The organism is Streptomyces diastaticus subsp. diastaticus, from assembly GCF_011170125.1.
GTDB lineage: Bacteria > Actinomycetota > Actinomycetes > Streptomycetales > Streptomycetaceae > Streptomyces > Streptomyces diastaticus.
Window position 1 is genome coordinate 847,646 of sequence record NZ_BLLN01000003.1, and the last position, 20,194, is coordinate 867,839.

General features: G+C 73.6%; 21 protein-coding genes. 11 read left to right on the forward strand and 10 right to left on the reverse strand.

What is annotated here, in order from left to right; genetic code table 11:
* Positions 1-48: 48 nt before the first annotated feature.
* The 3 genes from Sdia_RS12205 to Sdia_RS12215 all read right to left on the reverse strand — a co-directional run bounded on the left by Sdia_RS12205 (position 49) and on the right by Sdia_RS12215 (position 2,743).
* Positions 49-804 (reverse strand): SDR family oxidoreductase, encoded by a 756-nt coding sequence (locus Sdia_RS12205; protein ID WP_100453246.1) that lies wholly within the window; start codon positions 802-804, stop codon positions 49-51.
* Positions 805-868: 64 nt separating this feature from the next.
* The gene (locus Sdia_RS12210; protein ID WP_115068550.1) at positions 869-1,693 is read right to left on the reverse strand and encodes an SURF1 family cytochrome oxidase biogenesis protein; all 825 of its coding nucleotides are present in this window, start codon (positions 1,691-1,693) and stop codon (positions 869-871) included.
* A gap of 75 nt (positions 1,694-1,768) precedes the next feature.
* A complete protein-coding gene (locus tag Sdia_RS12215; protein WP_100453248.1) occupies positions 1,769-2,743 on the reverse strand; it encodes a DEDDh family exonuclease in 975 nt (324 codons plus the stop codon).
* Between the two features lie 228 nt (positions 2,744-2,971).
* Here Sdia_RS12215 and Sdia_RS12220 point away from each other — a divergent pair, with 228 nt between their 5' ends.
* Positions 2,972-3,856 (forward strand): sterol desaturase family protein, encoded by an 885-nt coding sequence (locus tag Sdia_RS12220; RefSeq protein WP_100453249.1) that lies wholly within the window; start codon positions 2,972-2,974, stop codon positions 3,854-3,856.
* Positions 3,853-4,557 (forward strand): lysoplasmalogenase, encoded by a 705-nt coding sequence (locus Sdia_RS12225; protein ID WP_100453250.1) that lies wholly within the window; start codon positions 3,853-3,855, stop codon positions 4,555-4,557. The genes Sdia_RS12220 and Sdia_RS12225 overlap by 4 nt, the downstream gene beginning before the upstream one ends.
* A 4-nt stretch (positions 4,558-4,561) precedes the next feature.
* Here the strand turns inward: Sdia_RS12225 and Sdia_RS12230 are convergent, their stop codons facing one another.
* The 3 genes from Sdia_RS12230 to Sdia_RS12240 form a co-directional block, all read right to left on the reverse strand.
* The gene (locus Sdia_RS12230) at positions 4,562-5,641 is read right to left on the reverse strand and encodes a CopD family protein (protein WP_100453251.1); all 1,080 of its coding nucleotides are present in this window, start codon (positions 5,639-5,641) and stop codon (positions 4,562-4,564) included.
* A gap of 46 nt (positions 5,642-5,687) precedes the next feature.
* Entirely contained in the window at positions 5,688-7,100 is a 1,413-nt protein-coding gene (locus tag Sdia_RS12235) for a CoA transferase (RefSeq protein WP_100453252.1), read from the reverse strand.
* A gap of 140 nt (positions 7,101-7,240) precedes the next feature.
* Entirely contained in the window at positions 7,241-8,788 is a 1,548-nt protein-coding gene (locus tag Sdia_RS12240; protein WP_100453253.1) for a S8 family peptidase, read from the reverse strand.
* Between the two features lie 594 nt (positions 8,789-9,382).
* Here Sdia_RS12240 and Sdia_RS12245 point away from each other — a divergent pair.
* The 3 genes from Sdia_RS12245 (at position 9,383) to moaA (ending at position 12,531) form a co-directional block, all read left to right on the forward strand.
* A complete protein-coding gene (locus Sdia_RS12245) occupies positions 9,383-9,697 on the forward strand; it encodes a DUF485 domain-containing protein (RefSeq protein ID WP_100453254.1) in 315 nt (104 codons plus the stop codon).
* The gene (locus Sdia_RS12250) at positions 9,694-11,334 is read left to right on the forward strand and encodes a monocarboxylic acid transporter (RefSeq protein ID WP_189500024.1); all 1,641 of its coding nucleotides are present in this window, start codon (positions 9,694-9,696) and stop codon (positions 11,332-11,334) included. Before Sdia_RS12245 ends, Sdia_RS12250 begins: the two co-directional genes overlap by 4 nt.
* A gap of 207 nt (positions 11,335-11,541) precedes the next feature.
* Positions 11,542-12,531, forward strand: a complete 990-nt coding sequence (moaA, locus tag Sdia_RS12255) for a GTP 3',8-cyclase MoaA (protein ID WP_216631600.1) — start codon at positions 11,542-11,544, stop codon at positions 12,529-12,531.
* 28 nt (positions 12,532-12,559) lie between these two features.
* Here the strand turns inward: moaA and Sdia_RS12260 are convergent, their stop codons facing one another.
* Both Sdia_RS12260 and Sdia_RS12265 read right to left on the reverse strand, forming a co-directional pair.
* On the reverse strand, positions 12,560-12,820 hold the full coding sequence (locus Sdia_RS12260; RefSeq protein ID WP_100453256.1) for a hypothetical protein: 261 nt from the start codon (positions 12,818-12,820) through the stop codon (positions 12,560-12,562).
* A gap of 388 nt (positions 12,821-13,208) precedes the next feature.
* A complete protein-coding gene (locus tag Sdia_RS12265; protein WP_229830607.1) occupies positions 13,209-13,577 on the reverse strand; it encodes a DUF3099 domain-containing protein in 369 nt (122 codons plus the stop codon).
* A gap of 216 nt (positions 13,578-13,793) precedes the next feature.
* Between Sdia_RS12265 and Sdia_RS12270 the strand changes: the two genes are divergently transcribed.
* Positions 13,794-14,066, forward strand: coding sequence for a GlsB/YeaQ/YmgE family stress response membrane protein (locus Sdia_RS12270; RefSeq protein WP_100453258.1), 273 nt, complete (start codon positions 13,794-13,796; stop codon positions 14,064-14,066).
* A gap of 73 nt (positions 14,067-14,139) precedes the next feature.
* Here Sdia_RS12270 and tyrS read toward each other — a convergent pair whose 3' ends face one another.
* Positions 14,140-15,408 carry a tyrosine--tRNA ligase gene (tyrS, locus tag Sdia_RS12275; protein ID WP_100453259.1) on the reverse strand — a complete coding sequence of 423 codons (1,269 nt, stop codon included), beginning with the start codon at positions 15,406-15,408 and terminating at the stop codon, positions 14,140-14,142.
* 220 nt (positions 15,409-15,628) lie between these two features.
* On the opposite strand from tyrS, the gene fabG reads away from it, so the two are divergent.
* The 3 genes from fabG to Sdia_RS12290 all read left to right on the forward strand — a co-directional run bounded on the left by fabG (position 15,629) and on the right by Sdia_RS12290 (position 17,686).
* Positions 15,629-16,333 carry a 3-oxoacyl-[acyl-carrier-protein] reductase gene (fabG, locus tag Sdia_RS12280; protein ID WP_100453260.1) on the forward strand — a complete coding sequence of 235 codons (705 nt, stop codon included), beginning with the start codon at positions 15,629-15,631 and terminating at the stop codon, positions 16,331-16,333.
* A 5-nt stretch (positions 16,334-16,338) separates the two neighbouring features.
* On the forward strand, positions 16,339-17,118 hold the full coding sequence (gene fabI, locus Sdia_RS12285; protein WP_100453261.1) for an enoyl-ACP reductase FabI: 780 nt from the start codon (positions 16,339-16,341) through the stop codon (positions 17,116-17,118).
* A 190-nt stretch (positions 17,119-17,308) separates the two neighbouring features.
* Positions 17,309-17,686, forward strand: a complete 378-nt coding sequence (locus tag Sdia_RS12290) for a hypothetical protein (RefSeq protein WP_229830610.1) — start codon at positions 17,309-17,311, stop codon at positions 17,684-17,686.
* Between the two features lie 10 nt (positions 17,687-17,696).
* On the opposite strand, the gene Sdia_RS12295 is transcribed toward Sdia_RS12290, so the two are convergent.
* Positions 17,697-18,380, reverse strand: coding sequence for a FadR/GntR family transcriptional regulator (locus Sdia_RS12295; protein WP_100453262.1), 684 nt, complete (start codon positions 18,378-18,380; stop codon positions 17,697-17,699).
* A gap of 220 nt (positions 18,381-18,600) precedes the next feature.
* Between Sdia_RS12295 and Sdia_RS12300 the strand changes: the two genes are divergently transcribed.
* A complete protein-coding gene (locus Sdia_RS12300; protein ID WP_115068545.1) occupies positions 18,601-19,905 on the forward strand; it encodes a CynX/NimT family MFS transporter in 1,305 nt (434 codons plus the stop codon).
* A gap of 42 nt (positions 19,906-19,947) precedes the next feature.
* Positions 19,948-20,064, forward strand: a complete 117-nt coding sequence (locus tag Sdia_RS30050; RefSeq protein WP_258057159.1) for an SGM_5486 family transporter-associated protein — start codon at positions 19,948-19,950, stop codon at positions 20,062-20,064.
* Positions 20,065-20,194: the final 130 nt, after the last annotated feature.

Here is a 20,194-nt window from a genome sequence, read left to right on the forward strand (position 1 = left end):
GGGGCCCGGCGACGCGCCGGGCCCCCTTCGGGTGCGACCGGCGGGCGCTCAGAAGCCGTGCCGGACGCCGCCGTCGACCGGGACCATGACGCCGGTGAGGTAGGAGGCGGCGGGGGAGAGGAGGAAGGCGGCCGTGCGGCCGAACTCCTCCGGGCGGCCGTACCGCCTCAGCGGGATGGACGCCTCGGCGGCGGCGCGGGCGGCGGCCGGGTCCTCGGCGAAGCCGTCGATCTCCCGGATGCGGTCGGTGTCGATCTTCCCGGGCAGCACGCCCACCACCCGGATGCCGCGCGGGCCGACCTCGTTGGCCAGCGACTTGGCGAATCCGGCGAGGCCCGGGCGCAGGCCGTTGGAGACGGTCAGGCCGGTGATCGGCTCGTGGACGGAGCCGGAGAGCACGAAGCCGATGACGCCGCCCTCGCCCAACTCCGCCGCGGCGGCCCTGGCGAGACGCACCGCGCCGAGGAAGACCGAGGCGAAACCGGCCTCCCACTGCTCGTCGGTGGTGGAGGCGGCGGAGCCGGGCGGCGGCCCGCCGACGCTGACGAGGACGCCGTCGAGGCGGCCGAAGTGCTCCTTGGCGGCGGCGAGCAGGCGCTCGGCGGCCCGCGGGTCGGCGTTGTCGGCGCCGACGCCGACGGCGTTCGGGCCGATCGCCTCGGCGGCCTGCTCGGCGGTGCCCTGGTCGCGGCCGCTGACGACGACCTTCGCGCCGTCGGCGGCGAGGGCGCGGGCGGTGGCGTTGCCGAGGCCCCGGGTGGCGCCGGTGACGACGTAGACGCGGTCCTTCAGTCCAAGATCCATGGCGCACATCCTGCCGTGCCGGTACGGGCGGGGGCGAGGGAGGGGGCGCGAACGCCGGTCGCGGTCAGCCGCCGACGGCGGCGGGCTCCGGCTCGGGGCTGCCGCCGTCGCCGCCCGCACCGCTCTCGGCCTCCTTCGCCGCGGCCTCGCGCCGGTCGCGGGCGTCACGGCGGACCAGGATCACCCAGCCGACCGGTACCGCCGCGGCGAAGAGCCACCACTGCACGGCGTACGCCATGTGCGGGCCGATGCCCCCGTAGTCCGGGCCCTTGACCAGCTCGGGGCCGTCGGCGCCCGGGTCGGGGGAGACCTGCTCGACGTAGCCGGCGAGGACCGGCACGCCGAGGGCGTCGGCCTGCTGGCCGCTGCTGATCAGCATGATCTGCCGGTCGGGCAGGCCCTTGAGGTCCTTGATGCCGCTGGCGGCGGTGGTCTCGTCCGGCATCAGCCGGCCGGCGAGGGTGATCTCGCCGGAGGGCGGGGCGGGGATGTCCGGCAGCGAGGTCTGCGGACCGTCGGAGGGCACCCAGCCGCGGTTGACCAGCAGCACCGTGCCGTCGCCCAGCCTGAAGGGGGTGAGGACGTGCACGCCGACCTTGTCGTCGGAGTTGGTGCGGCGGCGCACCACGACCTCGTGCTCCGGGTCGAAAGTGCCCTCGGCGGTGACCTGCCGCCACCGGTCGCCCTCGGCCACCGAACCGCCGGGTCCGGTCAGCTCCCGCACCGGCACGGGGTCGGCCTTGACCGACCGCTCGATGCGCGCGTTCTGCTCGACGCGGTGCTCGTGGCGGTGCAGTTGCCAGAAACCCAGCTCGATCATGACGGGGATCAGGAGCAGGAAGACCAGCGTCACGATCACCCACTGCCGGGACAACAGGAAGCGGTACACGCCTCGACGGTACCTGGCGGCCCCGGAGCCCCTCAGCCCGGGCCCGCCCCTTTCGTCCCGCGTCCGCCCGCCGGATCAGCCGCCCGGGGCGGGCGCCACGTCCTGGAGCAACTGGCCGAAGGCCGCCTCGTCCACCACCGGCGTGCCGAACTGGCGGGCCTTGACCGTCTTGGACGTCCCCGAGTCCGGATCGTTGGTCACCAGCAGGCTGGTCAGCCGGGAGAGGCTGGTCGCCACGTGCAGCCCCGCCTCGGTGGCCCGGTCCTCCAGCAGATCCCGCTCAGTCGAGGTGTCCCCGGAGAAGGCGATCCGCATCCCCTGCACCAGCCGTCCGCCCGGCTCGTACCGTCCCGGGTTCGGGTAGGGGCAGGCGGGGCGCTTGCGGGCCGGGCGCCAGGAGGCCGGCCCGCCGTAGGAGGGCTGGCGGCCGATCCTCGGGGTGGCGGGCGGCTCGGACCACTCGGTGAGCGGGCGGCACTCCAGCAACGGGAGCCGCACCCCGCCCCCGGCCGCCGCCGCCAGGCTCGGGCGGAACGCCTCGGCGAGCACCCGGGCGTCGTCCAGCGCGTGGTGGGCGCGCTCCTGGACGACCCCGAAGTGCGCGGCGAGCGACTCCAGCTTGTGGTTGGGCAGCGGCAGCCGCAGCTCCTTGGAGAGGGCGATGGTGCACAGCCGCTGCCGCACCGGCGCGATCCGCTCGGCCCGGGCGTACTCGCGCGCCAGCATCGACCAGTCGAACGCGGCGTTGTGGGCGACCAGGACCCGGTCGGCGAGGCGCGCCGACAGCTCGTCCGAGATGTCCTTGAAGAGCGGCGCGTCCTTCAGGACACCGCTCGTCAGCCCGTGGATCCAGACCGGGCCCGGGTCGCGCTCCGGGTTGACCAGCGTGTACCAGTGGTCCTCCACCCGGCCCAGCGCGTCGAGTTGGTAGACACCGGCCGAGACGATGCGGTCGTCCCTGGCCAGACCGGTGGTCTCGACGTCGACCACGGCATAACCCGTCGGGTAGGTGGCCGGCCAGGCGGATGCGGGCGTGTGGTCTTCGAGCATGGTCGTAGAGAATACGGGGTGCGTGCGACAAGACGGACGGGGCGGTTGCCCCCTGCTCCCCGGGCCGGCTGACGGGGCGCACCGCGCGCCGGAACTGGCGGGGCGTCAGACGGCGTGCGCCCGGGCGTGTACTTGGTGGAATCCGCCAACGCGGGCGTGCTCACCTCCGGTGAGAGTTGTCGGGCCGGACCCCTCCCGCCAGGGGCCGCCCCGCCTTACCGTGCGGTCATGCCGAACCTGCCCGACGTGGTGCTCTGGTCCATACCCGCCTTCGTCCTGCTCACCGTCGTCGAGATCGTGACCGTACGCCTCCATCCCGACGAGGAGCAGGCCGGGTACGAGACCAAGGACGCCGCCACCAGCGTCACCATGGGGATCGGCAGCCTCGGCTTCGACTTCCTCTGGAAGATCCCGATCGTCGCCGTCCACACCCTGGCCTACGAGCTGACCCCGCTGCGCGTCCCCGTCCTCTGGTGGACGGTGCCGCTGATCCTGCTCGCCCAGGACTTCCTCTACTACTGGTCGCACCGGGGCCACCACGTCGTCCGCGTCCTGTGGGCCTGCCACGTCGTGCACCACTCCAGCCGCCGGTTCAACCTCACCACCGCGCTCCGCCAGCCCTGGACCAGCCTCACCTCCTGGCCCTTCTACCTGCCGCTGGTCCTCGCCGGCGTCCACCCGGCGGTGCTCGCCTTCTGCTCCTCGGTCAACCTCGTCTACCAGTTCGGCGTCCACACCGAGCGGATCGGCCGCCTGCCGCGCCCGGTCGAGTTCCTCTTCAACACCCCCTCCCACCACCGGGTCCACCACGCCTCCCAGGGCGGCTACCTGGACCGCAACTTCGGCGGCATCCTCATCGTCTGGGACCGCCTCTTCGGCTCCTTCGCCGCCGAGACCGTCCGCCCCGTCTACGGCCTCACCAAGAACATCGAGACCTACAACCCGCTGCGCGTCGCCACCCACGAGTACGCCGCCATCGCCCGGGACATCCGCGCCGCCACCACCTGGCGCGAACGGGCGGGCCGCGTCTTCCGGGGCCCCGGCTGGTCCCCCGACCCGCCCGCCACCGTCCCCGCCCCGGCCGCCACCGTCACCCCGGAGACCACCCGATGAGCACCGCCTCCCCGCTGACCCCGCGCCGGGCCCTCGCCGCGCGCCTGCTGCTCGCCGCCTTCGCCGTGGTCGTCGCCCTGGACCTCGGCGGCCTGCTCGCCGGGTACCCGGAGCTGCACCTGGCGGTCAAGCCGCTGCTGCTCTCCGTCCTCGCCGCCTGGGTCGCCGTACGCGGCGGGCCGCCGGCGCTGATCGCCGCCGCCCTCTTCGGCTGGGGCGGCGACACGCTGCTCCGCTTCGAGGACGACACCGCCTTCCTCCTCGGCATGGGCTCCTTCGCCGTCGGCCACCTCTGCTACCTCCGCCTCTTCGCCCGGTACGGCACCGTGCCGCGCCGCGCGCTGCCGCTCGGCGCGGCCTACGCCGCCGCCCTCGTCCTGCTCGTGGCGCTGCTCTGGCCCGACCTGCCCGCCGGGCTCAGGCTGCCGGTCGCCGGGTACAGCCTGCTGCTCACCACGATGGCCTTCGGGGCGCTGCGGCTCGGCGCCGCCACCGCCGCCGGCGGGCTGCTCTTCCTGCTGTCGGACGCCCTGATCGCCATGAACATCGCCGAGTGGCACACCCCCGCGCCACACGACTTCTGGGTGATGTCGACCTACCTGGCCGCGCAGTACCTGCTGGTCACGGGGGTGCTCCGGGCAGCCGGGGCGCCGGGCGCCGCGGCGGCACCGGACGAGCCCCGCCCGGCGGTGGGCGCCTGAGGGGTCACCAGCGGATCGGTACGGGCAGCGCGGTGAGCAGCGCCGACACCGCCACCACCAGGCCGAGCGACGCCACCTCCGCGCGGCCCGGGGCGAACACCGCCCCCGGGTCCCCGGCGGCGACCGCGCGGCGCCGGGCCCGCAGTGCCAGCGCCGCGACGACCGCCAGCAGCAGCAGCTTGGCCAGCAGCGTCCGCCCGTAGCCGGTCGTGGCGAGCTGCTCCAGCACGGTGTCCGGCGGCATCCGGCGCAGCGTCGAGACGGTCCCGGTCACGGTGACCGCCGCGAACAGCCAGGCGGCGGCGCGGGCGTAGCGGGCCAGCAGCGCCGCCCCTTGTTCCCGCAGGCCGTGGCCCTGCCAGAGCCGCAGCACGCGCAGCACCTGGAGCAGGCCGCCGGCCCACAGCGCGCCGCACGTCAGGTGGACCAGGGTCAGCGCCGAGCCGATCAGCGGCGTCTCGATCTCGGGATGGGCGCGCACCGCCTCGGCCACCACCAGCACGGCCAGCGGCAGCGCGGCGAAACCGGGCCGCCGGGAGCGCGCCAGCAGCCAGGCCACGGCGAAGGCGTTGATCTCCAGCAGGGCCAGCACCCCGTCCCCGGTGCCGTACAGCTCGCCGAAACGCAACTCGGACCAGCCGCGGGGCGGAACGTTGCCGTTGGCGACGATCGCGGAGAGGGCGACCGCCGCGACCAGGCCGCAGCAGGCGGCCGCCGCCGACCAGGCGCGCGGCAGCAGCCCGGCCGGGGCCCCGCGCACCGCCGGGACCATCCGCGCCACCCACAGCTCGCCCGCCTGGACGCAGAGAGCGGCGAAGAGCACCGTCCGCAGCACCCCGACCGGCCGCGCCGCCGGGGAGACGGCCTCGCCGGTGCCGTCCAGCGCCAGGCCGGGGCCGAGCAGCGGGACGAGCGCGCCGAGCGTCAGCAGGCCCACCACGGCCAGGGCACGCACGGCGCCCCCGGCCGAGGGCGCCGCGACCACCTGGGCGGGCCGGACGGCCCGCGGCGCGGTCGCCGGGGCGTCCTCGACGGGACGGGACGTGCCGAGGGGGCCGTCGGCGGGCGGTCGTATGTGGCTCATTACAGGATCTTCACCGTCCGTGCGCGGGGACGGCAAGTCCCGGCGGTCAACGGGAGGACCCCCGTCCGGCTCCGCCCGCCGCCCCCTCCCAGCACGGGGCGTCCGCGCCCCACGTGCCGGACGCCCGGGACCAGTCGCGCGGGCCGCCCTCGAACTCCACGGGGGAGGCCACGTACCGCAGACTCCCCCGGCCGGTGACCGTCTCGCGCAGCCGCGGCGGCTCCTCGGCGCCGGCGGGCGCCGGTACCGGCCGCGCGTGCAGCAGGGCGTGCGCGGTGCGGGCCAGGCTCAGCCGCAGGCACGTGCCCTCGCCGGTGCGGTGGCGGTGCGTCAGCGCGCGCAGCACGGCCGCCGCCAGGAGGTAGCCGGTGCCGTGGTCGAGGGCCTGCGCGGGCAGGGCGCCGGGCGGCCCGTCGGCCGCGGCCGGGCCCCGCTCGGCCACCGCGACGCCGCTCGCCGCCTGTACCAGGCTGTCGAAGCCCCGCCGCCCGGCCCACGGCCCCGACCAGCCCCACGCCGAGAGCCGGGCCACCACCAGACCGGGCCTGCGCGCCGCCAGCTCCTCGGGCGCCATGCCGGGCAGTGCCTCCAGGGCGCCCGGCCGGTACCCGGTGACCACCACGTCCGCCGTCTCCAGCAGGCGGCCGAGGACCGCGCGGCCGTCGGCGGTGGCGAGGTCGAGCCGGGCCGAGCGCTTGCCCATCCCCGTGTCGTCCAGCGCGTCCTGGCTCTCCGGGAGCCACGGCGCGTCGATCCGCAGCACGTCGGCGCCGAGCAGCGCCAGGGTGCGGGTGGCGACGGGCCCGGCGAGGACCCGGGTCAGGTCCAGGACGCGCAACCCGGCCGCCGGGTACCGGCCGGACGGTGGCAGTGGCGCGCCGCCCGGTGCGACCGGCCGGCGCGCGACCAGGGGTTCCGCTGCCGCCGCCACGCCCTGCGGGTGGCGCGCCCAGGCGTCGCGGTCCCGGACCGCGACGGCGAGACCGCCCGCCGCGTGCACCGCCTCCTCGGTGGCGGCGGCGCCGCGCCCGGCCAGTACGCCCGCCAGCTCACCGGGCCCGGCGTCCGTGGGCAGGGCGAGGACGCCGAGGAGGCGGGCGCGGTGGTGCGGGTAGTTGGCGTGAGTGCGGACCCAGCCGTCGGCGGCCCGCCAGAACCCGGAGAGCGGTGCGAAGGTGACGGGCGCGCGGCCCGCCGACCGGACCAGCCGGTCACTGCGGAAGGCGTCGGCCACCGCCCGGTCGGCCACCCGCACCCGGGGCACCGGCCCGCCGTCGCGGGCGGCCGCCAGCTCCGCGGCCGCCAGGGCGCAGACGGCCACCGCGGCGCGCGCCAGCCCGGCGGCGGGCAGCGCGGCCCGGTCCAGCACGGTCGGCGCGCGGTCCACCGTGATCCGCCCCACCAGCTCCGGGGCGCCGCCGAGCGCCGCCCACCACTCCCGTGCCGTCTCCTCCGTCATACGGGCCATCCTGCCGCGTGACGGGGGAGTGGCGCGCGAAAGGCCCGGGCGCGGGGCGGGACGTCGGCGTCGTCGCCGTCGTCCCGCGCCCAGCGCCCGGGCCCGATGAATGAGCGCCGGGTCTCGGCCCGGCGCCCGGCTCAGCGCTTGGTGACCGCGTCCAGCGCGTCGGCCATGCCCGCGCCGTAGAAGCCGGCGCCGGACTTGCCGCCCTCGCAGACGGCGTCCTCGACGCCGTCACCGTCGAGGTCGTACGGCTTCGGGCAGGCCATGGTGTCGGCCTGGGCCTTCAGCAGGGCCTTGACCTGGAAGGCGGGGGCCTTCGGGTGGGTCGACTTGATCAGCGCGGCGACGCCCGCGACGTGCGGGCCCGCCATCGAGGTGCCCGCCATGTAGCCGTAGCCGCCGCCCGGCAGGGTGCCGAGGATGCGGCCGTCGACCGCCGGGGCCTCGGGAGCCTGGAAGCGGGTCGAGTCACCACCGGGGGCGGCGATGTCGATGACGCCCTTGCCGTAGTTGGAGTAGGACGACTTGAGGTTCTTCGCCCCGGTGGCGGCGACCGTCACGACGCCCGGCAGCTGGGCCGGGATGTCGAGGCAGGTCTTCGTGTCGATCTCACGGTCGACGGGGGTCGAGTCGTTGGGGCTGCTGTCGTCGGGCAGTGTGCGGGCGGCCAGGTCCAGGTCGGAGTTGCCCGCCGAGGCGACGTTGACCGCGCCCTTCAGCTCCGCGTAGGCGGTGGCCCGGCCGACCGCGTGGACCAGGGCCTTCTGGTCCGGGTCGTTGGTGCAGTTGAACATCCACGGGTCGGTGTAATAGCTGTTGTTGGTGACGTCCACCCCGTGGTCGGCCGCCCACATGAAGCCGCAGACGACGGCCTCGGTGTAGAAGAACCCGTCCGGCTGCGACACCTTGATCCCGGAGACCTTCACGCCCGGCGCCACGCCGGTCATGCCGATCCCGTTCTTGGCCGCGGCGATCTCGCCGGCCACGTGCGTGCCGTGCGCGCTCTCGCCCTCCTGCGGGCGCCAGGCGCCGTCGGTGGTGTCCGGCACGCCGCCCACGCAGCTGACCGAGGCCGCGCGGTCGAAGTTGGGGGCCAGGTCGGGGTGGGTGTCGTCCACGCCGGTGTCGATGACCGCGACGGTCACCTTGTCCGAACCCAGCGACTTCTTGTGCGCCTTGTCGGCCTTGATGGCCGGCAGGTCCCACTGGAGCCCCTGCAACGGGTCCTCGTCGCCGTCGGCCTTGGCGGCGGCCGCGTCCAACTGCTTCTCGCTCAGCTCCACCGGGGCACCGATGTCGTCGGTGGTCTGCGCGGCGAGCGGCGTGGTCCGGGTCGCACCGGCGCTCTGCACGCCGGGCACCTTGCGTATCTTCTCGGCGAAGTCGGCCCGCGCCGAGTGCACCACGATGACGCCGATCTTGTGGTACGCCTTGACGACGGTGCCGCCGGCCTTGGTTATCGCTCTCTCGGCGAGGGCCGAGGCGAGCTTGCCCGGCAGGATGTTCACCACGTAGCTGGTCTGCTCGCCGTCGGCGGCGCCCGCGGTGGTGGCCGTCGTGGCGGCCGGAGCGGCCTCGGCCGCGGTGGCCGTCGTGACGGGGACCAGGATGAGGGACGAGGCCACGGCCAGTCCCATCGGGAGGGCGAACGCGCGGCGCGCGCGTGCGGAGGAAGCGGTCATGAGGCTCTCCGAATTCTGTAAGGAGTGCGCACCACCCGGCCGCCCAGGACGCGTGGACCCCCCGGCCGACCGGAGTCGTGCGGAGGACCCGGCGTGCGTGCACCGTGGACCGACCGCCCGGCAACGAGGAGTGCCTGGGCAGGTACATGACGCGTGTGCAGAGTGCAGCCAATCACCAAGGCGCGCGGCCAGCAATGGTCTTCGGGGAAGAAATCAACTTCGCCGTGAACCACTTCGGCCCGGCCCCCGTGACGTTGAGCAGGGAGACAAGACCCAGGGGCACTCCCGGCGGCCCGTACCGCGGCCTCGCGGAACACCCCTGGTCCGCCCCCTTACGGATCACGCCCCGGCCACCTAGCATCGGCGACCGTCGCGTGATCCACGTCACTGTGAGGTTCGCGCACCACCATGCCCACCCCCGCTGAACAACCCGTTCCGTCCGGCACGACCGGGCTGCCGGGCCCCTCGGTCCCGACAGAACCGACCGGCCCGGTGGACCTGTCAACGACCACCGCACCCGCACCGCGAGGAGATTCCGTGGCTACCGAAGCCTCTCCCCCGTCGAAGGGCGAAGCGCCCGACAAGCCCCCTGCCATGCCCTCGACGGCGGCGTTCGTGGAGGCGCAGGAAAGCCCGGAGTTCGGCGAACTCCGCCGTGCCCACCGCTCCTTCGCCTTCCCCCTGACGATCGCCTTCGTCCTGTGGTACCTGCTCTACGTGCTGCTCTCGAACTACGCGGGCGGTTTCATGGGGACCGAGCTCTTCGGCAACGTCAACGTGGCCCTCGTCCTCGGACTCGGCCAGTTCGCCACCACCTTCCTCATCGCCTGGTGGTACTCCCAGCACGCCGCGAAGAAGCTCGACCCCCGCGCCGAGGCGATCAAGGCCCGTCTGGAGGGCGACGCATGAGCACCACGACCGCGCTCGCGGCAGGAGCGGCCCATCTCGCCGCCAACGAGGCAAGCCAGCACCGCCCCCTGATCATCACCCTCTTCGGCCTCTTCGTCGTCGCGACCCTCGTCATCACCGTGTGGGCCGGCCGCCAGACCAAGAACGCCGCCGACTTCTACGCCGGCGGCCGCCAGTTCACCGGCTTCCAGAACGGCCTCGCCGTCTCCGGCGACTACATGTCGGCCGCCTCGTTCCTCGGTATCGCCGGCGCCATCGCCCTCTTCGGCTACGACGGCTTCCTCTACTCCATCGGCTTCCTCGTCGCCTGGCTGGTGGCACTGCTGCTGGTCGCCGAACCGCTGCGCAACTCCGGCCGCTACACGATGGGCGACGTCCTCGCCTACCGCATGCGCCAGCGCCCGGTCCGCACCGCCGCAGGCACCTCGACCATCGTCGTCTCGATCTTCTACCTGCTCGCCCAGATGGCCGGCGCCGGCGTCCTCGTCTCGCTGCTCCTCGGCATCACCAGCGACAGCGGGAAGATCCTCATCGTCGCCCTGGTCGGCGTCCTGATGATCGTCTACGTGACGATCGGCGGCATGAAGGGCACCACCTGGGTGCAGATGGTCAAGGCCGTCCTGCTCATCTTCGGCACCCTGCTCATCACCTTCCTGGTGCTGCTGAAGTTCAACTTCAACATCTCCGACCTGCTCGGCACCGCCGCCGAGAACAGCGGCCACGGCGCGGCGTTCCTGGAGCCCGGTCTCAAGTACGGCCTCACGCCCACCTCGAAGCTGGACTTCCTCTCGCTCGGCATCGCCCTCGTCCTCGGCACCGCCGGCCTGCCGCACATCCTGATCCGCTTCTACACGGTGCCGACCGCCAAGGCCGCCCGTAAGTCGGTCAACTGGGCCATCGGCATCATCGGCGCCTTCTACCTGATGACCATCGCCCTCGGCTTCGGTGCCGCGGCGCTCATCTCACCCGAGGAGATCACCGGCTCCAACAAGGCGGGCAACACGGCGGCGCCCCTGCTGGCCCTGCACATCGGCGGCGTCGACTCCACGTGGGGCGCGATCCTGCTCGCCACCATCTCCGCGGTCGCCTTCGCCACCATCCTCGCGGTGGTCGCCGGGCTCACCCTCGCCTCGTCCTCGTCGTTCGCCCACGACATCTACGCCAACGTCATCCGCAAGGGCGAGGCCACCGAGAAGGAGGAGGTCCGCGCCGCGCGCTGGGCCACCGTCGCCATCGGCATCGTCTCCATCGCCCTCGGCGCCCTCGCCCGCGACCTCAACGTCGCCGGACTGGTCGCCCTCGCCTTCGCCGTCGCCGCCTCGGCCAACCTCCCGACGATCCTCTACAGCCTCTTCTGGAAGCGCTTCACCACCCAGGGCGCGCTGTGGTCGATCTACGGCGGCCTCGCCGCCTCGGTGCTGCTGGTCCTCTTCTCGCCGGTCGTCTCCGGCAAGGAGACCTCGATGTTCCCGGCCGTCGACTTCGCCTGGTTCCCGCTGGAGAACCCGGGGCTCATCTCCATCCCGCTGGGCTTCCTGCTCGGCTGGCTCGGCACCGTCCTGTCGAAGGAGACCCCCGACAAGGAGAAGTACGCCGAACTGGAGGTCCGCTCGCTGACCGGCACCGGCGCGCACTGAGCCGCCCCGGCGCGCCCGCCGGCCCCACGGCCGGTGACAGGCGCCGGGACCCGGCACCCCGGGCGGCCGGGTCGTGGAGATCCCCACGACCCGGCCGCCCCGCGCGTGCCCCCTTCTCGTGCGATCCGGGCCTCTGCCGTTCCCCGCCGCCTCGCGTACGCTCGCCAGGGAGAAACGCAACGACGATCACGGGAGCTGGCGCGGCACATGCTCATCGACACCTACGGCCGAGTCGCCACCGACCTGCGCGTCTCCCTCACCGACCGCTGCAACCTCCGGTGCACCTACTGCATGCCGGAGGAGGGGCTGAGCTGGCTCGCCAAGCCGGACCTCCTCACCGACGAGGAGATCGTGCGGCTGGTCCGCGTCGCGGTCACCACCCTCGGCGTCACCGAGGTCCGCTTCACCGGCGGCGAGCCCCTGCTCCGCCCCGGCCTGACCGGCATCGTCCAGGAGTGCGCGGCCCTGGCCCCGAGGCCGCAGCTCTCCCTCACCACCAACGGCATCGGTCTCGCCCGTACCGCCGGCGCGCTGAAGGAGGCCGGACTCGACCGGGTCAACGTCTCGCTGGACACCCTGCGGCCCGAGGTCTTCAAGACCCTCACCCGGCGCGACCGCCACAAGGACGTCCTCGCCGGACTCGCGGCCGCCCACGAGGCGGGCCTGACCCCGGTCAAGGTCAACTCCGTCCTCATGCCGGGCCACAACGCCGACGAGGCCCCCGACCTGCTCGCCTGGGCCGTGGAGCACGGCTACGAACTGCGTTTCATCGAGCAGATGCCGCTCGACGCCCAGCACGGCTGGAAGCGGGAGGGCATGATCACCGCCGGCGACATCCTCGCCTCGCTGCGCACCCGCTTCAGCCTCACCGAGGAGGGCGCCGGCGAGCGCGGCTCCGCCCCCGCCGAACGCTGGCTGGTCGACGGCGGCCCGTACCGCGTCGGCGTCATCGCTTCCGTCACCCGCCCGTTCTGCGCCGCCTGCGACCGCACCCGGCTCACCGCCGACGGCCAGATCCGCACCTGCCTCTTCGCCTCCGAGGAGACCGACCTGCGGGCCGCCCTGCGCTCCGGCGCGCCCGACGAGGAGATCGCCCGGATCTGGCGGCAGGCCATGTGGGGCAAGAAGGCCGGCTCCGGCCTCGACGACCCTTCCTTCCTCCAGCCCCAGCGCCCCATGTCCGCCATCGGCGGCTGACCCGGGCCCGTACCGGCGTACGGGCGGCTCAGCGCTCCTCCTCCGGCGCCTCCCAGTCGGCGAGCGGCACCACGTCCTTGAGGAAGCCGCGCATCCCCAGGAACTGGGAGAGGTGCTCGCGGTGCTCCTCGCAGGCCAGCCAGGTCTTGCGCCGCCGGGGAGTGTGCAGTTTCGGGTTGTTCCAGGCCAGCACCCAGACGGCCGGTGCCCGGCACCCCTTCGCGGAACAGATCACGGCGTCGGGCTGCCGGGCGCCGCCGAGGGGCCCGGGAAGGTCGGGGAGGTTCACCCCGCGACCCTAACGCGCTGACTCCCGGAGGGGGTCCCCGGACCGGGCGGCGGGCCGAGGGCCGCTCGCCGCCCCGCCGGGTCTCCACGACAACGGGGCTGACAGGACGCCGTACGTCGCGCGGCACACACGGGCCGCGGCGGGGGAAAGGGGAGCAGAAGAGAAAACGACGCCGGGCAGCCACGGGGGGAGCTGCCCGGCGTCGGTCCGTCGCTCCGACGGGGGATGCGGAGCGCTTTCGAAGTATGTCACGGGGTACCCGTCGTGGTGCACCGGAACAACACGATTGATCTGAGCTTTTCTTGAGGTTTCCCGGGCGTGGTCCGGGAGTTGCGGAAACACCCCTGCTCAGAGCAGGTGGCCGCTCCCAGGGTGGGCCCCGGCGGTCTCAGGCGGAGGACGCCGTGCCCTCGCTCCGCGCCCCGTCGGACTCCCGTGTGGCCGTCCGCGGCAACGCGTACGCCCCCGAGGGCAGCGCCTTCAGGCCGGAGGGGACGTGCGCGTCGGGCAGTCCCGGGGCGTTCTCCCGCCCGGCGTTGGCGATCACCACCGCCACGTAGGGGAGGAGGACGCCGAGGACGAGGGCGCCGATCGCCACGTACCGCTCGACGTTCCACAGGGCCGCCGCCGCGATCACCGAGAGGGTGCGCACCAGCATCGCGACGACATAGCGCCGCTGGCGCCCCCGTACGTCGTCCGCGAGGGACTGCCGGGCCCCGGTGATCCGGAAGACCTCGGCCCCGCGCCGCTTCCGCATCCGCTCCGCCACCCTTCCTCGGCCTCTCGGGCCCCGGGAGAAACCAGGTCCGTCGTCACCGGGCCGACGACCGTCCCGGCGGCCTTCAGATTACGCCCGCCCGCCCGCACGGGCACCGGCGGGTGGCCTTGCGGGACCGGGGCGAAGTGCCCGACATGCGCCGAACGCCCCGCGGGCGGAGACTGAGGCGACAGTACGCCTCCCCTAGGAGGAGACATGAGCTGGTTGTGGGCCATCATCGTCGGCCTGATCCTGGGTCTGCTCGCCAAAGCGATCCTGCCCGGGAAGCAGCAGATCCCCATCTGGCTGACGGTGATCTGCGGAATCATCGGCAGCATCATCGGCAACTCCGTGGCGAGCGGGATCGGCGTCGAGGACACCAAGGGCATCGACTGGATCAGGCACGTGCTCCAGCTCGCCGGTGCCGTCCTCATCGTCTGGATCGGCGACATCCTCTGGGCCAGGATCAAGGGCCGGTCACGGGCCTGACCCGGCGGACGGAACGCCGCTGCCCCGGCCCCCTTCCGAGGGGACCGGGGCAGCACGCGTACGCGCCGGGACCTCAGCCGATCTCGACGGCGGCCAGGTTCTTCTTGCCGCGCCGCAGCACCAGCCACCGGCCGTGCAGCAGGTCCTCGGGGCCCGGGACGGCGTCCTCGGCGGTCACCTTGGCGTTGTTCACGTAGGCGCCGCCCTCCTTCACCGTCCGGCGGGCCGCCGACTTGCTCGCCACCAGGCCGGTCTCGGCGAGCAGGTCGACCACCGGGGCGAAGCCGTCGGCCCGTACGTGCGGCAGCTCGTGCAGGGCCGCCTCCAGCGTCGCCGCGTCCAGCTCCGCCAGCTCGCCCTGGCCGAACAGCGCCTTGGACGCCGCGATCACGGCCCGGCACTCGTCCTCCCCGTGGACCAGCGTGGTCAGCTCCTCGGCCAGCGCCCGCTGCGCCGCGCGGGCCTGCGGCCGCTCCTCGGTGACCTTCTCCAGCTCCTCCAGCTCCGCGCGGTCGCGGAACGACAGGATGCGCAGGTACCGCGAGACGTCGCGGTCGTCGGTGTTGAGCCAGAACTGGTAGAAGGCGTACGGCGTGGTCATCGAGGCGTTCAGCCAGATGGCGCCGCCCTCCGACTTGCCGAACTTGGTGCCGTCCGCCTTGGTCATCAGCGGCGTCGCCAGCGCGTGGACCCGCGCGTCCGGCTCCAGGCGGTGGATCAGGTCGATCCCGGCCGTGAGGTTGCCCCACTGGTCGCTGCCGCCCTGCTGGAGGGTGCAGCCGTAGTTCCGGTAGAGCTGGAGGAAGTCCATGCCCTGGAGGAGCTGGTAGCTGAACTCGGTGTAGCTGATGCCCTCCTGGGACTCCAGGCGGCGGGCCACCGACTCCTTGGTGAGCATCTTGTTGACCCGGAAGTGCTTGCCGATGTCCCGGAGGAACTCGATGGCCGAGAGGTTCGCCGTCCAGTCGAGGTTGTTGACCATCCGGGCGGCGTTGGGCCGGTCCTGGCCGAAGTCGAGGAAGGGCTCGATCTGGTCGCGCAGCCGGTGCACCCACTCCGCGACGGTCTCGGGGGAGTTCAGCGTGCGCTCGGCGGTCGGGCGCGGGTCGCCGATCTGGCCCGTCGCGCCGCCGACCAGCGCCAGCGGCCTGAGCCCGGCCTGCTGGAGCCGCCGCATGGTCAGCACCTGCACCAGGTGACCGACGTGCAGGCTGGCCGCCGTCGGGTCGAACCCGCAATAGAAGGTGACGGGCCCGTCCGCGAGAGCCTTGCGCAGAGCGTCTTCGTCGGTGGACTGGGCGAACAGCCCGCGCCACTTCAGCTCGTCGACGATGTCCGTCACGATCCACTGTCTCCTTGAACGATGGTGAAGGGGGACCACACCCCCTCGGCCAGTGTATGGGCGGCACGAAGCGCGACCGGCCCCGCCGGGCCGGACTGTAGGGACCCGACAGAGCCGCCCCCCGGCCCCTGTCGGTGACCGATTCTTCGGTTCACACCGCGTAGCGATAGGTTTTCGGCTGTAGTCGCGCCCGCACAACCGCTATCGAAAGGGTGATCCGTTGAGCCGCTCGGTTCTCGTCACCGGAGGCAACCGGGGCATCGGCCTCGCCATCGCCCAGGCCTTCGCCGACGCAGGCGACAACGTCGCCGTCACCTACCGCTCCGGTGAGCCGCCCGCCGGCTTCCTCGCCGTCAGGTGTGACATCACCGACGCCGAGCAGGTGGAGCAGGCCTACAAGGAGATCGAGGAGAAGCAGGGGCCCGTGGAGGTGCTGGTGGCCAACGCCGGCGTCACCAAGGACCAGCTGCTGATGCGGATGACCGAGGAGGACTTCACCTCCGTCCTCGACACCAACCTCACCGGCACCTTCCGCGTGGTCAAGCGGGCCAACCGGGCCATGCTCCGAGCCCGCAAGGGCCGTGTCGTGCTGATCTCCTCCGTCGTGGGCCTCGTCGGCTCCGCCGGCCAGGCCAACTACGCCGCCTCCAAGGCCGGACTGGTCGGCTTCGCCCGGTCGCTCGCCCGGGAGCTGGGCTCGCGCAACATCACCTTCAACGTCGTCGCCCCGGGCTTCGTCGACACGGACATGACCAAGGTCCTCACCGACGAGCAGCGCGCCGGAATCGTCGGACAGGTCCCGCTGGGCCGCTACGCGCAGCCCGCGGAGATCGCCGCCGCCGTCCGGTTCCTCGCCTCCGACGACGCCGCGTACATCACTGGAGCCGTCATCCCCGTTGACGGCGGATTGGGCATGGGTCACTGATCGCCATGAGTGGACTTCTCGCAGGCAAGCGCATCATCGTCACCGGCGTCATCACCCAGGCGTCGATCGCCTTCCACGTCGCCCGCCTCGCCCAGGACGAGGGCGCCGACGTCGTCCTCACCGGCTTCGGCCGGCTCTCCCTGGTGGAGCGGATCGCCAAGCGCCTCCCCAAGCCCGTCCCGGTCATCGAGCTGGACGTGCAGAACGAGGAGCAGCTCGCCTCCCTCGCGGAGAAGGTCGCCGAGCACTACGGCGACGACGCCGGGGTCGACGGCGTCGTGCACTCCATCGGCTTCGCCCCGCAGGACGCCCTGGGCGGCAACTTCCTCAACACCCCCTGGGAGTCGGTCGGCACCGCCGTCCACGTCTCGGCGTACTCCCTGAAGTCGCTCACCATGGCGGTGCTGCCGCTGCTGGAGAAGCGCGGCGGCTCGGTCGTCGGCCTCACCTTCGACGCCACCCTCGCCTGGCCGAAGTACGACTGGATGGGCGTCGCCAAGGCGGCCCTGGAGTCCACCAGCCGCTACCTCGCCCGCGACCTCGGCCCGAAGAACATCCGCTGCAACCTCGTCTCCGCCGGACCGCTCGGCTCCATGGCCGCCAAGTCCATCCCCGGCTTCGAGGACCTCGCCACCGTCTGGGACGAGCGCTCCCCGCTCACCTGGGAGCTGAGCGACCCCGAGCCCGCCGCCCGCGGTGTCGTGGCGCTGCTCTCCGACTGGTTCCCGAAGACCACCGGCGAGATCGTCCACGTCGACGGCGGCCTGCACGCCATCGGCGCCTGACCTCGGCGTACGCGCCTTCCCGACGCCCCGTCCCCGCCTCCCGCGGGCGGCGGGGCGTCACCCGTCCGGGTGAGCCGTCGGGCGGTGCGGGCGGCCGGGCCGCAGGGTGGAGCACGAGTAACCCCTTGTGGTGCGGCAGCGCCCCGGCCCCGCGGGCCCCGGGCGCGGTACGGCCGAGGAGGTCCCTCTCGTGCACGCGTCCTTGCCCCCGTCCCGCTCCGCCTCTCCCCGGCGGGCCGCCGCCCGCCGCCCCCGCGCGGCGGCGGCCGCGGTCGCGCTGCTCCTGCCGCTGCTGACGGCCTTCCCCGCGCAGGCGGCCGAGGACGACCCGCCGCCGCGCCCGTTCGGCGCCGACTGCCGGCTCACCACCGAGGGCTCGGAGGTCGTCGGGTACTGCCACAACCCGTATCCCGAGCCCGACCGGGTGCGCCTGCATCTGCGGTGCGGGGCGTGGTGGGACCTGGACACGGACGGTCCGGCCCGCGAGGTCGGCCCCGCCCGGTCGGTCGAGCTGACCGGACGCTGCTGGCAGACGGTCGGCTCCGCCTGGATCAGCCACGCCCGCTGAGCCGCGGGGCTCAGCGCTGCCAGAGCCGGCCCGGCCGGCACATCAGCGGGTAGGTGGCGGCCTCGGCCCCGGCCCGTTCGGCGTCCCCCTCGCGGATGGCGTCCACCAGCCGGTCGTGGTCCATGTGGTTCTCCGGCTGGAGCTCGTCGCCGATGTCGCCGCGCAGCCAGTGCCGCAGCACCTCGCCGAGATCGGCGTAGAGCGCGGTCAGCACGTCGTTGTGGGAGGCCGAGACCACCGCGAGGTGGAAGGTGGCGTCGGCCTGGACGAAGCGTTCCGCCTCGCCCGACTCCCAGGCGTCCTCCCGGCGGTCCAGCAGCGCGTCGAGCTGCTTGAGGTCCTTCTCCGTACGGCGGGCGGCGGCCAGTTCGGCGCCGGTCGACTCCAGGGTGGCCCGCAGCTCGGCGATGTGCCGGGGATCGGCGTCGGCGAACCGGCGGTGCATCACCCCGGCGAGTTCGCTGGCGGCGACCACGTAGGTGCCCGAGCCCTGCCGGATGTCGAGCAGGCCGTTGTGGGCGAGGGCGCGTACCGCCTCGCGCACCGTGTTCCGGGCCACGCCGAGCTGCTCGACCAGCTCCGGCTCGGTGGGGATGCGTGTGCCGACGGGCCACTCGCCGGAGGTGATCTGCTGGCGCAGCTCGGCGATGACCTGCTCGGACAGGGCCGAGCGGCGGGGCGATGTCAGCGTCATGTCGGACCTTCGTGCGGTCGGGCCCCGGCGCCGGGGAGGGTGGTCCGGCGCCGGGTGCGGCGGGGTGGGGCGGGGTGGGGCGGGAAGGAGGGACCGAGGACTGCGGGGCGGTGGACACAGACCGTACCGAAAGGCCTCCGCGGACCGGGCCGAGCGGACGGCGCGGGTGTCTCATCGCACCGTCCGACGATTGGACAACCAATCATCCCATGAATCTATGATGGTGCTCATGGCACGTGAAGGCACCGACACCGAGACGAGGTCCGCCCCCGCCCAGCGGCCCGCACCCACCGAGCAGCCCCACGCCACCGCCGGGCACTCCGCGGTCCGCACCTGGGCCGTGCGGCTCATGCCGTTCGCCGTCGTGCTCGCCGCGCTCAACCTCCGCCCCGCCATCACCAGCCTCGGTGCCCTCCTGGAGGAGGTCCGGGACGGACTGGGCATGAGTGGCAGCGTCGCCGGGCTGCTGACCTCCGTGCCCCCGCTCTGCTTCGCCCTCTTCGGCGTCATGGCGCCCCGGCTGGCCCGCCGCTTCGGCCCGCCCGCCGTGGTCTGCGCCGGGATGGCCGCCATCGCGGTCGGCCTGCTGGTCCGCCCCTTCACCGGTGCCACCCCGGCGTTCCTGCTCTTCAGCGCCCTGGCCCTGATGGGCATCGCGGTCAGCAACGTCCTCATGCCGGTCATCGTCAAGCGCTGGTTCCCCGACCGGGTCGGCACCATGACCGGCCTGTACTCCATGGCGCTGGCCGTCGGCACCTCCGCCGCGGCCGCCCTCACCGTGCCGCTGACCCGCGCGCTCGGCGACGACTGGCGCTTCGGCCTGCTGGTCTGGGCCGCCCTCGGCGTCGCCGCCGTGCTGCCCTGGCTGCTCTTCGTCCGTGAGCGGCAGGACCAGGACGCACCCCCCCACACCGCGGCGGCGCCGGCCGCCAAGCTCAGCATGGTCCGCAGTCCCACCGCCTGGGCGCTGGCCGTCTTCTTCGGTCTCCAGGCCACCGGCGCCTACATCACCATGGGGTGGATGGCGCAGATCTTCCGCGACGCCGGCGTCGCCGCGGGCACCGCCGGCATCCTGCTCGCCGTGACCATGGCCATGGGCATCCCGCTCGCCTTCGTCATCCCCCGCGTCGCGACCCGCCTGCCCCGCCAGGGCCCGGTCGTGGTCGTCCTCGCCACCTGCGGCCTGATGGGCTACGCCGGGCTCTACCTCTGGCCGGTCGGCGGTGCCTGGCTCTGGGCCGTCCTGCTCGGCGTCTCCAACTGCGCCTTCCCGCTCGCCCTCACCATGATCGGTATGCGCGCCAGGACCGGCCCCGGGGTCGCCTCGCTCTCCGCCTTCGCCCAGAGCACCGGCTACCTCATCTCCATCCCCGGCCCGCTCCTGGTCGGCGTCCTCTACCAGCACAGCGGCGGCTGGGGCCTGCCCATCGCCCTGATGGCCGCCCTGATGGTGCCGCAGATCGTCGCCGGCGTCCTCGCGGGCAAGAACCGCGTCATCGAGGACGAGGCCGCCGCGCGGGCCTGACCCGGGTCCACCGGGGCCGGGCGGCGGTGCGACACTGGAGCCATGGGCGTACTGGAACCGAACCCTCCGAACGGGCAGCGCAAGTTTCTCGGCCTGCTCAGCCTGATACTCGGCATCAGCGTGATCATCGGCGTCATCGCCGTCATCGCCTCCCCCTGAGGCGCCGGGCTGAGGCGCCGGGGCCACCGGATCGCCCCGTCCCCGGCGGGGGTGGGGCCGGCCCCACCGTCCCCTAGGGGGCGGGCGTCAGGGGCGACTGGGTGGAACGCCTGATGGGCCCGGCGCCCTC